14 protein-coding genes and 2 pseudogenes are annotated in these 15,729 nt (G+C 49.9%); 5 read left to right on the top strand and 11 right to left on the bottom strand.

The features are described from left to right. Positions 1 to 2: 2 nt before the first annotated feature. Positions 3 to 734: a copper resistance CopC family protein gene (locus tag EL645_RS08585; protein ID WP_126549637.1), complete on the bottom strand. Its 732-nt coding sequence runs from the start codon at positions 732 to 734 to the stop codon at positions 3 to 5. 510 nt (positions 735 to 1,244) lie between these two features. Between EL645_RS08585 and EL645_RS08580 the strand changes: the two genes are divergently transcribed. Then, positions 1,245 to 2,543: a glycosyltransferase gene (locus tag EL645_RS08580; RefSeq protein ID WP_126549636.1), complete on the top strand. Its 1,299-nt coding sequence runs from the start codon at positions 1,245 to 1,247 to the stop codon at positions 2,541 to 2,543. A 178-nt stretch (positions 2,544 to 2,721) separates the two neighbouring features. On the opposite strand, the gene EL645_RS08575 is transcribed toward EL645_RS08580, so the two are convergent. The 6 genes and pseudogenes from EL645_RS08575 to EL645_RS42485 form a co-directional block, all read right to left on the bottom strand. Next, complete coding sequence (locus EL645_RS08575; protein WP_126549635.1) at positions 2,722 to 3,183, bottom strand: nuclear transport factor 2 family protein; 462 nt, start codon at positions 3,181 to 3,183, stop codon at positions 2,722 to 2,724. A gap of 115 nt (positions 3,184 to 3,298) precedes the next feature. Further along, a pseudogene (locus tag EL645_RS08570) lies at positions 3,299 to 3,789 on the bottom strand (DUF427 domain-containing protein). 145 nt (positions 3,790 to 3,934) lie between these two features. After that, complete coding sequence (locus EL645_RS08565; protein WP_126549634.1) at positions 3,935 to 5,044, bottom strand: class I SAM-dependent methyltransferase; 1,110 nt, start codon at positions 5,042 to 5,044, stop codon at positions 3,935 to 3,937. Between the two features lie 95 nt (positions 5,045 to 5,139). Beyond that, on the bottom strand, positions 5,140 to 6,162 hold the full coding sequence (gene holA, locus EL645_RS08560) for a DNA polymerase III subunit delta (RefSeq protein WP_126549633.1): 1,023 nt from the start codon (positions 6,160 to 6,162) through the stop codon (positions 5,140 to 5,142). 12 nt (positions 6,163 to 6,174) lie between these two features. Then, positions 6,175 to 6,525 (bottom strand): PTS sucrose transporter subunit IIBC, encoded by a 351-nt coding sequence (locus EL645_RS08555; protein ID WP_126549632.1) that lies wholly within the window; start codon positions 6,523 to 6,525, stop codon positions 6,175 to 6,177. Positions 6,526 to 6,852: 327 nt separating this feature from the next. Then, positions 6,853 to 7,970, bottom strand: a pseudogene (locus EL645_RS42485) (bifunctional lysylphosphatidylglycerol flippase/synthetase MprF). Between the two features lie 1,246 nt (positions 7,971 to 9,216). Between EL645_RS42485 and EL645_RS08540 the strand changes: the two are divergent. Continuing rightward, positions 9,217 to 9,573 (top strand): DUF4870 domain-containing protein, encoded by a 357-nt coding sequence (locus tag EL645_RS08540; RefSeq protein ID WP_218031789.1) that lies wholly within the window; start codon positions 9,217 to 9,219, stop codon positions 9,571 to 9,573. A gap of 52 nt (positions 9,574 to 9,625) precedes the next feature. Here EL645_RS08540 and EL645_RS08535 read toward each other — a convergent pair whose 3' ends face one another. From EL645_RS08535 to EL645_RS08525, 3 genes are all read right to left on the bottom strand, one after another. Then, positions 9,626 to 10,102 (bottom strand): DUF6789 family protein, encoded by a 477-nt coding sequence (locus tag EL645_RS08535; protein ID WP_126549628.1) that lies wholly within the window; start codon positions 10,100 to 10,102, stop codon positions 9,626 to 9,628. Between the two features lie 273 nt (positions 10,103 to 10,375). Continuing rightward, a complete protein-coding gene (locus EL645_RS08530) occupies positions 10,376 to 11,278 on the bottom strand; it encodes a DUF92 domain-containing protein (protein WP_126549627.1) in 903 nt (300 codons plus the stop codon). A gap of 101 nt (positions 11,279 to 11,379) precedes the next feature. Then, the gene (locus tag EL645_RS08525) at positions 11,380 to 11,841 is read right to left on the bottom strand and encodes a RusA family crossover junction endodeoxyribonuclease (RefSeq protein ID WP_126549626.1); all 462 of its coding nucleotides are present in this window, start codon (positions 11,839 to 11,841) and stop codon (positions 11,380 to 11,382) included. 156 nt (positions 11,842 to 11,997) lie between these two features. Here EL645_RS08525 and EL645_RS08520 point away from each other — a divergent pair, with 156 nt between their 5' ends. Further along, on the top strand, positions 11,998 to 12,378 hold the full coding sequence (locus tag EL645_RS08520; protein WP_126549625.1) for a hypothetical protein: 381 nt from the start codon (positions 11,998 to 12,000) through the stop codon (positions 12,376 to 12,378). 97 nt (positions 12,379 to 12,475) lie between these two features. Here the strand turns inward: EL645_RS08520 and EL645_RS39175 are convergent, their stop codons facing one another. Further along, the gene (locus tag EL645_RS39175; RefSeq protein ID WP_161977230.1) at positions 12,476 to 12,628 is read right to left on the bottom strand and encodes a hypothetical protein; all 153 of its coding nucleotides are present in this window, start codon (positions 12,626 to 12,628) and stop codon (positions 12,476 to 12,478) included. Between the two features lie 162 nt (positions 12,629 to 12,790). On the opposite strand from EL645_RS39175, the gene EL645_RS08515 reads away from it, so the two are divergent. Continuing rightward, positions 12,791 to 13,921, top strand: coding sequence for a hypothetical protein (locus EL645_RS08515; protein WP_126549624.1), 1,131 nt, complete (start codon positions 12,791 to 12,793; stop codon positions 13,919 to 13,921). After that, positions 13,861 to 15,726 (top strand): glutamate mutase L, encoded by a 1,866-nt coding sequence (locus EL645_RS08510; RefSeq protein WP_126549623.1) that lies wholly within the window; start codon positions 13,861 to 13,863, stop codon positions 15,724 to 15,726. The genes EL645_RS08515 and EL645_RS08510 overlap by 61 nt, the downstream gene beginning before the upstream one ends. Positions 15,727 to 15,729: the final 3 nt, after the last annotated feature.

Here is a 15,729-nt window from a genome sequence, read left to right as displayed (position 1 = left end):
GTTCAGCTCCGGAAGTGCCTGGCCAGGCGCACCATACGCAGGATCAACGAAATAATTTCACCACACAGTAGAACAAAAAGGCATATCCATTCTAGCGAATGGGTGCGTTTACGGGCCTGCACAAAGAGTCCTGAGCCACGTCCACCAGTCAAAACGAATTGTTCAATGACGAGTAAACCGATCCAAAATGTCAGAGCTGCTAGCGTCAGCCACTCCCAGGCTATAGACAGGATGGCAGTGGTATCTAACTTGTGAATACCTTCCAGATTATTACTACTGGTTGGTCCCAGTGTCGTTGTACCATCTACTCCAGTGCCTGAATAGCCAACGTCAAAGCCAATAATGCCATAAGTAGTATTACCATCGTTGCTGGCTACGGCGGTCCAAATTACTTCATAGCTACCCTCAGGTTGGGCATCAGGCGTCTTGACGGATGTAACCAACTCCTGCGGATTTGTGGGGGAAACGCGACTGGCACCATTATTAACCTCAATCAGATTTCCATTCTGAATTGAGTAAACATGGGCACTACTGATAGAACTGATTGGAGCATTAAAAAAGATGTGTACTTCATCAGGCACTTTGCCAACGGTTGAGCCATCGACTGGATCTGAACCGATAACATATGCATGTGCCTGAGCAACTGGCGGAGGTGTGAGTGAGGTAGTACAAAAAAAGGCCAGCAAGCTCAGAAGTAGTGCTATGGGTATAATAAGCAATCGTCTTTGTTGCATATAATCTCTTTATGGCTAAGTGGCGCGCGCCCGCAGGGTTGCAGTTGCGCTATAAATTATTCGAGTCGCAATCTTTTACTTGCGGCAAGTCGCGCATTATAACTGGCACTTCAACGCCGTGCCATGACGCATCATGGATATTTATGATGATTGTACACCAGCCAGATAGAGCTCGCAACCTGTTTCTTTCTGCAGGGCTTTTTCATGTTCCTCTTGGGCGCCTGCGGCGCCGGGTGTGGAGTGTGTGGTGGGCGGCCGCGGCCGCCCACCACACACTCCACACCGGAAAGAATGGATCTCTTCTTGCTTGCTCGTGATCTCCCTGCGATCTCTGGACGAACATGAAAAAGCCCTGTTATGTGTGTACAACTATTGAGACCTGTTTATTGTATGTCGCGTATCTGCATATAATGCCTGATTCTGGTCTGGCTATTATTTGGTCTGCGTCCATTTTTTGATTACAATAAGTGAAAACGATCCAATGTTTTCTTACACAAAAAGAGTAAATCAATGAAAAAAAATACATATTGGTGGCAATCCTGGGCTCGCTTTGCTCTATGGTCGCATGTGATTGGAGTAATCGGCTTTTATGCTATTATCTGGTGGCGTACCTCTCCGCGCAAAGAAGATCGGCTGCGTGTCCTCCCCCCTTTACAACAGAAGAAGATTGACCCGGCCATATCTCAAGAGCCAGCCGCTACCGAACCATTCGTCTCAATTATTGTGCCCGCACGCAATGAAGAGCGCAATATTCTGCGCTGCGTGCAATCCTTACTTGAACAGGACTATGCTAACTATGAGGTGATCGTCGTAGATGATGGTTCGACAGATCGCACCGGCGAGATTTTAGATGGATTGGCTCACAGTCATCCAAATGGCAAAAGTTTATGGGTATTACGCCTGCGTGATGAGTTGCCAGCTGGTTGGGCGGGTAAGCCGCATGCCATTCATAGTGGTGTACAGGAGGCGCGTGGGGACTGGTTTCTCTTTACAGATGCCGATACCTGGCATGCTCCCAACGCCTTGCGTTCAGCTATTCACCAGGCGCTAGCTGAACAGGCTGACTTATTTACCCTGGGTGCCGAACAAGAGCTACCCTCCTTCTGGGATCGCGTGCTGATGCCCATGGCCTATCTAGGCATTAGCATGCTCTATCCGCCACGCTTCGTCAATGATCCACAAAGTCCTCTGGCGGTGGCAAATGGACAATATATCCTGATTCGTCGCCAGGTTTATGAAGATCTGGGTGGTTATGGCCGTCTAGGGATGCGCGATACCTTGCTGGACGATCGAGACCTGGCGCACCTCGTTAAGTCTCATCATTATAAACTACTCTTTATTGATAGCGTTGGCCTGGTACATGTTCATATGTACCATAGCCTGGCTGATATCTGGCGTGGCTGGCGCAAAAATGCCTATCTTGGAAATCGCGGTGGGTTATTGTTTGCACTGACGCAACTATTCGGCCTACCGATGATCTCAATCATTCCGTTTTTACTGCCTCTCCTGGCGCGCCTGACCCGTATCCGACGCTCAACGGGCATTACCAAGCGTGAGGCTGCACTGGCGACTGGACTTGAACTAGTTCCTCTCATTTCCTATCGCGCCTGGCTCAATCGCCAGCTAAATGTGCCCTGGTATTACGCGTTTACTCATCCTCTGGCAGGCGCGATCTTTGAAGGTATCCTGGGGCAGTCGATGTGGCGTGTGCTTACGAAACGTGGGGTAGACTGGCGTGGTAGGAGCTATCATAACCAGAATGCGCCGCGCGTCCCAGGCCAGGCCGATGCCGCAAGACCCGTGCACTAGGGATCTAATAAAAAGAAAGTATACCCCTTGCAGCATATGGTCGTAGTAGCATGCGAGTCCTGTGGCGAAGACTCGGCAAGAGGTATACTTTCTTTTTTACCGTAATTTATGCCTATCCTCAACTTCTGTACAATATCAGTACTAATAGAACATCAGGATATGAACTTTTAGAGCCTGCTTATTGAACAATGGTCAGGTCGATTCCCAACTGCTTTAATAAGCCCGTAATGCCACCGCCCTGAACATGTTGTACTACCATTGAGGCGATGGTCGAACCATTAAGCTGATAGGTAACATCCTCAATGGGCAGTGAGACACTGGTGGCTGTCTGAGGAATAGGGGGCGTACCCAGTACCGGGATAATAAAGCTATCGCTTTGATAGCCTTTGATCTGCAGCGTTCCCGTAACCCTGTCGGAAGAGGGTTCCAGGACATTATGTAGATTGAATATGAGGCCGGGAATGCCCTCTTTAATATCTTTGATCATGCTCAAGAAGCCGTTTTTATCGAGAGGCTTTGGGGTCCAACCACTAAACAGAAAATCCTCGGCCAGATAATTCGTAGCGGTATCTAACTCATTATCATCCAGCGCATTCATAAAGCTTCTGACGATATCGCTGGGCGTCTCTGCGCTATTCATTTTCACTCCTTTTCATTAACAAGCCTGTTATTTTGCTCGTTGAGGCCTTTTTTACCTATCTCCTGAATACACGATAGAGTTAAGGAGGAAGTTTTTGCTGAGTTTGATATCCTCTTTACCACCCAAATGATCCTCTGCCTCCTTTGAAAGGGCCAACGATGTCGCTGGTGATCCAACCACCATAGAAATCTCCTTCTTGTGGCTGTATTTTTTCTCCGTTGACGTAGCAAGCATCCATTTGAGAAGGGTAGACGGCTATGTAGTTGGTGATGGCTTCATATCCTGGTGTCGGATGGGGATAATACCAGGCCCCATTGGATATTGTTTTGCCTTCAACGCTGATTGTGTAGTAAGATGCTTCCCCTTTCCATTCGCAGTAAGAATGTTTATGGGTTGGCATAAAATACTCCATCCTGACATCTTCAGGAGGAATATAATATACCGGCGGATGGCTGGTTTCTAGTATACGTTTGCTGCGCTGGCTATTGGCAATCACAACCCCATTAAAAACCACTTGAATCAGCTTTGAACTATCTTCTAGCCTGGTGGACGTGGATAGTCCCAGACTGATTCTTGTCCTGGCCCTGGCTCAATTCTTTTATGCATCGGTGATCCTCCTTTAGTGTTGTCCAGATATGTATCAATATCTAGAAACAGGACTAGGCGGAGGCGCAAAACGGGTAATTTGATATTATAGAAAAGTTATTGAACCATTTTTGGGGTAGTATCTCCACTCGCTGGTAAAGATGCGTTAGCGCTTCATAATAAGTACTTTGAAGTTCCCCATGCCCATTGGATTGGTCAGTGTGGTAACCCTCTGGCGGAGGTTATACCACTGTAGTAGAGCAATTTGTCCCTGATCGCTGGCGCGGTCGGTATCTATCTTACCAAATTGCTGTTGGTGGATCTGTTCAAGTTCATCATAGATGCCATTCTCTGTTAGCCATTGTCGTTGTGTAGTTAGAGAATGGAGGCGTAAACCTTGCGCGCGCGCCGCCTGGATCAAGGCGGTAAAATTGACATGGGCAGTAATATCCTGTTCGCCAGGTCGTACCAATGGGCGTTCGGTTAACTGATGTTTGTAGTAGCAGCCCAGGGTACCGTGATGGCGATCATTGATGTAGAGCTGCCTGGCCGTGTCTCCATAGTCTATGGCCAGGATAAAGCCATGGCGTTTTTTTCTGGCGTTTGTGCCCAGCAGGAGCTGGCAGGTGCGCTGCATCCAGGATAGTGCATCCAGATTGATCTCGGCTCGCCACCCATCGGTAAAGGTGCGCCAGGGAACTTTAAAGCTGTCCAGATAGTCAACGAGAGTGGTATTGTCAGGTTCAACGAGTATTTCCGCCAGGCGTCCGTTCTGGATCGTCACCGCGACCTCATAGAGGGTAGTGCCCTGTTTTTCTACGATGTGGACCGGAAAGGCGTCTACCAGCTCATTAGATACGATCACGGCCGGGGCAAAATCATGATCCATACTTACCAGCGCATCCTGTCCGGCTTTGATGTCACTGCTACGATAGTCCAGTGCGGTTGCGAATGCGGAATCGTCAGCAAGCGCCCATTGCTGTACCTGTCGCGCCAGGTCTCCCCGGCCGGCCCCTTGTTCAAGCACATTAAAATGGGCAGGTTGACCTGATTGTTGCCACATCTTTTTCAGCTGGCGGCCCATACAATGGGCAAAAAAATCGGCGACATCGGTACTTGTATAATAATCGCCCTCCCAGCCCATTTTTGCCTCACCGGTCACGTAATAGCCATAACCGGGCTCATATAGGGCCATGCGCATATAATCCGCAAAAGAGATTGGCCCCTCTTGTTGGATGCGCTCAAAAATAATATGTTGTATTGAAGGTGTTTGCATACAGAAAAAAACTTTCTCACAAAGGTCTAGTGGATGAATGATGTGGCTTCATCTGTCCACATATGTATGTCATGGAAATTAATGCTGTCAATGTTCTAGAGGCCAAAGTTCACGACGAGTAGGTCCAGGGCCAGCTCAGGGGTGAGGCGACTACGTTTGAGGGCAGCATCAGTGGAGAGTAGTTGACGATAGGCATTCTCTAACTGAGGTACGCTAAAGTTGCCCACCTGGCGCAAGGCTTTGTCAGCAATGAAAGGAGCAATGCCCAGGGTTGAGGAGATCTGTCCCCCTCGCATGCCCTTCTGGGCTAACTCCTTGACCAGTAGTAGAGAACGCACCTGGGAAGTAATAGTACTGATCAACTTGAGGGGAGGTTCGCCATCCGCCAGCAGGTCGTGCAGAATGTTTAAAGCTTGCTTGCGATTACGCTGGGCCAGGGCGTCGGTTAGATCAAAGATGCGCGCTTCTTGAACCTGCGCGGAGAGCTGGCGTACATCGTTCACTGTGATTGTTGACCCCACACCGACGTACATTGCCAGCTTATCCAGTTCATTTGCCAGTAGGCGCAGATTATTGCCGATAAAGTTTGCCAGCAAGCTGGTTGCTTCTGGCGCAATTTTAACACCAATATTTCTGGCACGGCCCGTGATCCATTTATCCAATGCCGCCCCTTTAGGGAGGGCGCTCTGGATCACTTTGCCATGCTTTTCGGCTGCTTTTAAGAGGGCATTGCTGCTTTCCAGCACCTCTTCTACCAGCACAATCAGAATTGTAGTATCTGGCATGGTGGTGACATGTTCGGCCAGCGCTTTCTCAAAGCCAGCGCGACCAGTAGCGCTCTTGCTACTTTTGCGGCCTTTTTTTGCTTTCCCACCTTTGCTCGTATCTTCTACTGATGCAGCACTTTCACCGCGTTTCTTTTTGGGTAAACCGTCGATAATGATCAAGCGTTGCTCGCTCAGGAAAGGGAGCGTATCGCTGGTCATGATTACGGTTTTGATATCTGTCTCAGCTCCCATATAGGTATCTTGATTAAAGCCAAAATCACCCTGAGAACGTAAGTGTTTTAATTGTTCACGACTAGTGAACTCATCTTCACCATGTAAAAGATAGAACATTGCCAGTAACCATTATTCGTGTGACACTTGTCGACGATAGTCCCGGCTATTGCGCCGCGCCACGATCAGATCAACGAGAATGCCACCAACTAAGCCTGCTGCAGAGCAGAGCAGGACACCACCAAAGAATGCCGATGCTCCATTTGCGCCAGGGATGGGCGTTGAAAATATAAGTGTGCCTGCCCAGGCCAGAATGACCAGAAATGCGATAAAAGCGCCCGCGAAGCCGCCCATAATCACGGCAGTACGATTTTTGACTGCACTTAACCAGTATACCAGGAAGAGGGCGATCGGTAACGAAAGCAAGAGCCCAAAAAAGGCTCCGATAGTTACTTGATCTAGAGAGAGTGCGCTAAGAACCATTAGAAAAATGCCTCCTGAGGATAAATTATTTGCATGAACGTGCATATACCTCTGTAATTATACGGCAGTTTCTGTCTCTGTGACAATATATTGTGCTTCTGGTACAGGGTTTTTTCATTTTTCTCTTTGGCGCCTGCGGCGCCGGGTTGGGTGTGTGGATTGTGTGGTGGGCAAGCCGCCCACCACACACTCTACACCTGAAATAATGGGCCTCTTATTGCTTGCTCGTGATCTCCCTGCAATCTCTAGAGGAACATGAAAAAGCCCTGCTTCTGGCAAAAAGAAAAGCGCCAACCGGTACTGGTTGGCGCTTTTCTTTTGCTGTGGTTATGCTTTGACAGGTTCAGTGGTTTTGATGCGCATTTTTTCACCCAGATTGTGCTTGCGCTGCCACTCATTGATAGTTTGGATAAGTGTACCCATCAAGGATGCATCGGTCTGGTGGGCATTGTACAGGGCCCAACCGATCTTTGGCAGATTTAAGGCATCCGAATAGACCAGGTAGCGACTTTCCCATGTCGGCTGGAATTTCTTTTTGAAATTGAAAAGTGACTGGTTCTTACTGGGATTTCCAAAGCGATCGGTCAGGAAGTCGATGCTCGTGCCCAGGAAGGTTTCGTCTTCTTCCGTTGCGTTGCTTAAAGGAGCCAATCCCAGGCTAATCATATGGGCACCCAGGTTCTTCATATGCTCGATAGTACGAGCCAGTAACAGTTCCATGGTACCAGGAGCACACTGCTCGGCCCGGCGCATCAGATCCAATCCCCAGCCTTGACGGCCGTAGATGGGGATGAAGGAGACAAAGGCATGTACTTTATTTTGAGTATCGACAGCCAGCGCATAGAGCTGTTGTGGATCACCCTGAGCATCGAAGCGACCCAGGCTAAATCCCATTTCAGAACCACCTTTTTCTGCCAGCCAGTGTTGAGAGATCTTCTCCATCTGGTGGAGCTGTTCATTGTCTGTGATATGGCCGCGATAGAAGATCACACGCAAGCCATCTTTTTCTGCTCGTTTGGCACTAGAGCGCACGTTAGCCATCGCACCCCTTTGAGGGTGAAGTTTTGCGCATCGACGACCGCGTCTTCTCCGATTTTAAGCAGTCGGAAACCAGCACTGCGGTAGAGTGCCGCGGCCTTATCACGGATCTGCCAGAAGACAATTGACCAATCCTGTTCGTGGCAGAAGGCAACAAACTGCTTAATCACTTCCGCCATTTCATCTTCTGGTCCGATAGGATCGCCAGCTACCACCGCGGTACTTCCCTGCAAAACATAACTGATGACCGAGCGGCCCGAGTCAGAGAAGAAGTAAGATTTCTCTTCGCTAAGGGCGAAGTAGCTGATAGAGTTTGTGCCATATATACGCACTATCTCGTTGACTTTATCGCGTGTAGTGGTATCGGGGATCAAGACGGCTGCGACCGGCCGGAAGATCTGGGCCATACCATAGAGAATAGCGCTGATACACAACACTGGAAGCGCGTGCTGGAAGAAAAAGGCTTCCGTGGCATGGGGAATACGCAGGCTTCCATGAGAGAACATACGGATGATGACGCCATGGATACCTATGCGGTCGATCCAGGGGGCAAAATCATCATAAAGGGCTATAAAGCCACCAATAGCATAAAAAACTACAATACCCAATCCCAGGCTGAGAGCTACATAACCACGTCGTGCCGATGGTGGATCACTTTTAGCACGGAAGTAGCCGCCCAGGGTATAGAGCACTATTGCCATAACCAGAGCAATCAACGTGGCCAGAACCGAGCCGCTACGTTGAATATGGAGTAAAGCTGATAATAATAGAAGAATTAGTGTGATATTCCATGCATGCTTTTTGCCGCGAGCCAGGCCATAAGAGAGAACGATCAGGAAGAAACCCACCACGACCGTAAATGTTTGTGCTGGTACACGGTGATTTACTATTGGCCACGCTCCCAGAAAGAAGCTCCAGGTAAACCTGGGAACAATAGCTGATAACATATCCGATAATCCTACCAGAGCAGTGACAAGCCCTGCAAGATAACGGATGCTGTGTCGCATGCGATCAGATTTTGTTGTTGTTTGTGTGATTTCCGTTTGCATAAAGCCCTTCATTTGTCACATCACCCTGTAGCTTTCGGGAGGGTGGCGTTGAATACTTTCAACGTGTGTGCAGTTATTACACTCAGTCACAGTACCCAATGATGACCATTATCTCTTGTTGCCTGAACAACTTATTTTTATACTACACTTTAATGTATAGCTGAATTAATAAATATTAGTGCCGTCTCTATTGTACTCGTTCTGATGATGCATTGAGCTTAGCAGGTTCTTCATCCTATACTTTTCTCCTACATTAAGGAAAACGTTGCTACAGACGTTATTTCCAAGCTTTCTCATCTACATCTTATCTGCTACTAATTTTTACCCATAAGATGAAACGCATAGCATACTTAAATGGTTGCAACAATATGACCATCCTCTAAATTTTTATACCAGAAAATATCCTTTTTGTCTGTTATCTCATATACAAAAAATATGTGATAAGTGCACATATTTATACGTCTACATTTTTTAGTTGGGAAGTTGCAACGCCTTCAGGCTTTGTGCGTATATAGAGCTGTAGAGATAATCACCAGAGAGAAATGGGCCAGGAATTGCTGGTCCATATTTTGCAGAACTGTGAGGCATTGTAATGATGCGTAGAATGACGACACTTGGAGTCGATGAGCGCATTGAGCGTGTACTGGCTTATTCGTTATTCTGGGTATCGGGTTTTGTGTTGTTAATGGTTGAAAAAAATGAAAACGTACGTTGGCATGCAAAACAATCATTAATTACTTTTGGCACACTCTCGTTACTCATGTTTGGCGTCAGTATGTTAAATACGACGCTTTCCTGGATTCCTCTCCTTGGAATCTTAACCTCGTTTGGACTGGGTTTATTATTGCGTATTCTGGTCTGGACATGGTTTATTCTCTGGATCTGGCTGATGGTAATGGCCTGGGTCAGTCCTGATTATCGCTTACCCTTTATCAGTAAATGGGTGCGCACAATATTATAAATAGCATGAAGCAGGCCGCGCCAGGATGCTCCTTAGCGCGGCCTGCTTCATGCTATTTGCCTTCTCTATAGAGAAGCCCCAGGGTAAGCCCAAAGACCAGGTGTCGCACAATATTTTGCCAGAACGAGGTCCAGTTAGCGAGCTGTGGGAGTTCATTATTCTTGATCAAGGGATGATGTTTGTCTGCCAATGGGGTCAGCCACCAGGCACTGACAATAAAAATTTCCCCGAAAATGGCCCCTTTTAACCAATCAGGACCGGGCAGAAAGCGTTTCAGGATGGCCGCGTAGATCTCAGCGAGGGCGGCTCCATTTAAGAAATGAATAATCCAGGACAGTGCGGTAATGCCTTTAGTCCTTTTTTCGCCTTCAATAAGTCCCTGAATAAAGCGGACATCGCTGAAGCGATTGCCAATCAGAATCTTGTCACCTTCCATCGCGATGCTGTAGGCTGCTGTGGCAACAATGCCAATCAGCGCCGCTTTACCTGGTTTCCAGGTGGGCGAAAGTACTTTTTGTACTATACTCATAATGTATTCCTTTTAATACTAGCGACCATAAGAATGTGTTTTACTCCCATCATCAGGAGAAGCGTGCCACTCTTACGTGGACGTGCGCTGGCGCACCCGAGTTTTTTTGCACCACACAAGAATACTTCTTGAGCGCCAAGGGCGCTCAAACTCAGGCGTGAAGAGCGCTGAGATCATGAGGATAAAACATATTCTAAATTGAATACTGATGATCATAAATTAATAGTATCTGAAAGATATAGTCTTGTGAGAGATACTTTGTGGCCTCTCATGCTATGGACGTGTGGATCTGGTGCGAAAGGGTAGCTGTAGCAAGATTGCTAGCAGGCTTCCACATAATGTTGCCAGCAGATTGACCAGGTCATTGTCCATCCATCTCCAGCCGCGCAGATGGGTGGTTGGTGTGCCACAATTATGGATACGTCGTTCGGTCTCTTTTTGGCAATGAGGACAGTAATAGATGGCCTGTACGGTGGCTCCGAGCAGACTATCAAACAGACTACCTGCAAAGCCACTGATCAGAGCAATGATTGGCAGTATCGGTGACTTCCGGCGCCGTAAGAGCTGAAAAAACAGTCCCTCGGCGAAGGCTCCACCTGCGGCGGCACTGGCTCCGAGTGGACTGACCCCTCCCGATGTTCCGGGTACCGTTGGCCGGCCGGTAGTAATCAGGCGTGGCGGCTGCTGACTGAGTACGCCCAGTTCAGTGGCCCAGGTATCAGCATTGGCTGTGGCCAGGGCACCAATAAAACCCGCCTCAAAGCTCTCACGCAAGGCTGGTTGATGGCTTAAGCCATAACCCAGGGCCATTACTGAAGCAATCCCGCCATTGGCTCCTACCTGGGCCAGGTCGCGCTGTGAACCCTTGCTAAACTTATCCGCGGCGGTACGCGCTTTATCGGCAGCCCGGAAATGGGAAAAAAAGCTGGAAGAGACAAAGAAAAAGATGAGGGAAGATCCCCAGGCCCAGCCCCCCAATCCAAAGATTGTTGTGCCAGTAATAGCTGCGCCTGCCACGCCACTACGGCTCAATGAGCGTCTTCGGTAGGCCAGAGCGCCAATGGCACTGCTTAAAAGCAGACCCAGTGCCAACCGTTGCCCGGGCACCTGTTTCTCAGCCGCTAGCGCCTGCTTTTTTGAAAATAAAGCGGGCAGGAAATGATTTATATTCCACATACATAGTACCTCGTTAAAAATTGCGACCAGTTTTGTTACAGAAATCAATTGTCATCAGTTTTATCTTAAAGAAGGCGTGTCACAAAGACAAGCGTAGTTTCTTAGCTGAGAAGAACGTACTCTTTGTCAAAATGCCAGTCGGGTACGGTTTCTAACTCGACATAGAGGTGAGGATGGAGTGGGTCGATATGTTTCATTAAATGAATGTCCACCACGCGATTGTCGTTCAATCCTAATCCTTCGCAGATCGCGTCTTGCGTAATTTTGAGTCCTCCATCGAGGTCTCTTCTTAAGGGCGTGGTGAAGTAACAATCCAGCAGGAGTGCCAGGTGGCTTTGTTGGAATTGATAGTGTAGCGCTTCCGAAAGTTTTCCTTGTCGTTCGAGTTGACGCAGAACAGCATGTACAGTGCGTTTAAAGCGTCGGGCGACCTGTGTACTAACACGATGGCCATTGACAGTCGCATATTGCTCATTGATACTTGGAGGCAGAGGGAGAGTAAGGCATATACGCGGAGGAGATGTATAGACGGTCCCTTCCCAATCCTGTGTCTGCTCATGCATGAATATTTCCTGCCTATATAGTACTTTTGTAATAAACGATACCGTGCGTATTGTATCATATCAGCATGTCTTATCTTGTAAATCATGATCGTTGTCAAGCTGGAAAAAGAGTGATACACTGCCAAGAACGAGGCCTGGCGAAAGTGAGGAGTAAAAGTGATCAAGTGTAACCGCTGTGGAAAGATGACCCCTGCTGGCGCAGTTTGCCAGGCATGTGGCGCACCACTCGCTGGCATGGTTGATAATGGGCCAGCCCCACGCATGGGCTTCCAGGACCAGCCAGAATTACCTGCTTGGCTGGAGTCGTTGCGCGCCGGTGAGCGCACGGCAACGCCCACTAATAATGCTACAAGTTTTTCTCCGGCTGACCTGATTGAAGATGGAGCTCTGCCAAGTTGGATGCGTGCGGAGCGCGGGGGGATGTCCGTGATAATCCGGCTTCTAATCCGCCTCTCTCTACCCCTCCATCTCAATTTCCAGATCAGACACCGACAGGAGGGAATTTTCCTCCTCAAGGGATTACTGCACAATCATTAATTGATGAAAAATCATTACCGTCCTGGATGCAGGAGGGGAAGCCAGCTGGCACTCCTCCGCCGTCAGCACCCGGGGGTCTTGCTGCGTCCAGTTTGATTCAGCAGGACAATGTACCCGAGTGGATGCAGGCATTGCAGCCGCCGCCCGCTGCTCCTAAGCCAAATCCTACACCTGCTGCACCCCAGCCGCCATCGATGCCAGCGCAACCGCCAGCATCCCCAGCGGCAGGTTTTTCGGCTCGCGATCTCATCGATCAGCAATCATTGCCGTCCTGGATGCAGCCGCAGAATGAACGTGGAGCAAATACAGGCAGCTCGTTTGCTGTCAATCCCAATCCTGCTCCCGGAGCACCCGGAGGTGGTCAGGCGGGTTTTTCAGCATCTTCTTTATTAGATGTAGATGCGTTGCCACCATGGTTACGCGAAGGGGACAAAACTCAGGCCAACAGCCCCGCATCAATGCGCCCGCGGCTCCTGGCCCGCAGGCGAACAACTGGTCGGCTCAGCCATCGGCGCAATCTCCATGGGGACAGGCGCCATCTAGCCCGGCCTGGCCTGCCAGTAATCAGGCTCCTTCGGGTATGCAGGCGCCAATGCAGACTCCTCCCGTCAATGCGATGTCACAGCAAGAGGGAGCACCTATATCTGCCTCTTCTTTCATCGATCAAAACTCATTGCCGGAATGGCTACGCTCTGCGCAGGGTCAGTCAGCGAATCCTTCGCAGCCGCAGGGCTCAGGCCCGCGACCAGGGGGATATGGGGCCACGCCACGTGTTGATAATATGCGCGTTCCCAGTCGTCCGCGTGGGGATGTCAATCCCAATGAAAGTAGCGAGCTGGCGGCAAACGTCTTCGCTTCGATGTTGGGCGTTGCCTCCGCGACCCCCAATTATCCAGCCCAGACCCCTCAACAAGCAGGCCACGCGGGACAAGGGAGCCCATATGGGCAAAACAATCAGCCTGGGCAGGCTTTTTCATACGGGCAAGACAATCCAGCGCAGCCAAATCCTTATGGATTGCAGGGGCAACCCGGACAGAACAGCCCCTTTAACCAGCCTGGGCAGGCCAATAATTATGCATCCCTGGGTCAGCCCGGACCCATGGGCCAGCCTGGAATGGCCCAGACCAGTATGAGTGGTATGCCAAATCCTGGCGCGATGCCCAATACACCGTTGGGTTCCAGTGGTGTATTCCCTCAGAATTATAGTGCCGGAAACAGCCTGGCGGGTGGTTATGGTAATAACTATCCTGGTAATGTCCCGGGACAGGGAAATCAACCTATGGGGGAAATCCTTCAATGGGTGGTCAATCGGCATTCAATGCAGGGGCTCCTTATGGAGGAAATGCTTATTCAACGTCTGGTTCAGCGGCGCCATCAAACTCAGCTGATAGTGCCGGCGAGCAGAAAAACAAAAAACGCGGATTGTTCGAGGCAATTCGTGAGTGGCTTTCTCGTTAGTCGGAGAGAAGAAGGATACCGGAAATGTATACACAACCCTATCCAGAGGGTGGACAGGGTCCAGCACAGATGCAGAATTCAGTGACCCCCAACTCCTTGTTGGTTGCCGATTGTGGGGCTGTTTTTACAAAAGTCTCACTCTTTGGTCTCGTTGAAGGCCAGTATCGTTTGATGGCGCGCGGGGAAGCGCCATCAACGATTAAGCCGCCCCTGGAAGACCTTTCTGAAGGTATTATCCAGGCGATTAATGTGATTGAATTTGTGACCGGACGCAAGTTTGTTGAGGAGAAACATATTGTTTCTCCTGAGCGATCAAATGGGGATGGCGTTGATATTTTTATCGCAACGTTAAGCGCCGGCGATCCGCTGCGTGTGGCTACCCTGGGGGCGGTTTCCCCCGAATTAGAGCGTTTATCTGAGCAGGCTGTTTCTGGTCTGTATGCACAGGTACAGGCGGTACCTTCTCCTTCATATGTAGCTGCGACTACGCCTGCGGCTGTTGGGCCAGCGGGAGCTGCCGGCTCCTGGACGCAAGAGCGCGTGGCCCAGGAATGGGAGCGCCAGTTAAATCATTTGCGCGAGCTGCAGCCACAGACCGCTTTGATCGTTGGAGCTGCAGATGGCCCGGCGGGGCCTGCTCCTTTGCAAGAGGCCTGTCAGCTCTTAATCAATATGGCACGCGAAACGGCCCAGCAGGGTGGTGCGCTTGCGCCAGATGGAACTCCGAAGCGCTATTCTGTCGTCTATGCCGGTGCTCCACAATATGTTGAGGCTGTTCGTCGTATGCTGCAGAATGTTGCCGATGTTACCCGGGTTGAGTCTTTAACCAACCCAACCCAGTTAGGCTCAGTCAGCGCGGCAATTGGCTCTCTGCATGAACATGAAGGGTTAGAACAGATCCCAGGTTACGAACGCGTGCGTAACTGGTCCAGGGCCAATCCTGTGGCCTCAGCAACCTCATTGAGTAGCCTGGTACGTTTCCTGGCTCAACATTATGCCATGAACGTCACGGCCGTCGATGTTGGTGGTAGCACTACTACCATTATGCTGGCGGGCGAGCAAGGGGAGTTTATCCCCATGGTTAATACCGGCGTTGGTGTTGGTCCTAATATCGGGGATGTCCTGCAGAAAGCCGGGCTGCAGCGAATTACACGCTGGCTGCCATTTCTTATTTCAGAGGATGAGGTACGCCAGTTTGTGCTCAACCATATGCTTCATCCACAGTCATTGCCCACGGATTCGCGCGAATTAGCTTTAATGCAGGCATTTGCGCGCGAGGCGATCGCGCTCACCGTGGAGGCCGCACGTACAAGCAGTCATATCGAATTACCCGATACCGATTTAATCCTGGCGACAGGTGGTGTATTATCCCATGCGCCAAAGTATGGGCAGGTAGCCATGATGTTGCTGGATGCGCTACAGCCACGTGGTGTAACCTCGCTGGTTGTCGACAGCACAATGCTCATCTCACAATTAGGCGCAGTGGCGACTGTGGCCCCGGTTATGGCGGTACAGGTCAATGAGAATGATGCCGTCTCGCATCGTCTTGGGACCTGCGTCATCCCCTTTGGGAACGTCCAGCAGGGTCAACTGGCTGTGCGCGTGGGGGTAGAATATAGTAATGGCAGACAATTAAATGTTGATGTAATGGGTGGCACGATTGAAGTCATTCCTTTACAGGTAAATGAGCAAGCTCTGCTGACATTGTTCCCGGCCCCGACGGTCGATGTTGGGCTTGGACCTGGTGAACGTGCACGGGCCGCCGAAGAGATTGATGGAGGCCTGATTGGCCTGATCATCGATGCTCGTGGCCGCCCGCTGGCTCTGCCTGGTGATGATACAGAGCGCCAGGCACGTTTATTGCAATGGTCTCAAGCACTGGGGGCGTAACTG

It is taken from the genome of Dictyobacter kobayashii (genome assembly GCF_003967555.1).
Taxonomy (GTDB): Bacteria; Chloroflexota; Ktedonobacteria; order Ktedonobacterales; family Ktedonobacteraceae; genus Dictyobacter; species Dictyobacter kobayashii.
The sequence above is the reverse complement of the archived record's forward strand: the minus strand, read 5'-3'. Positions and strand labels throughout refer to the sequence as shown.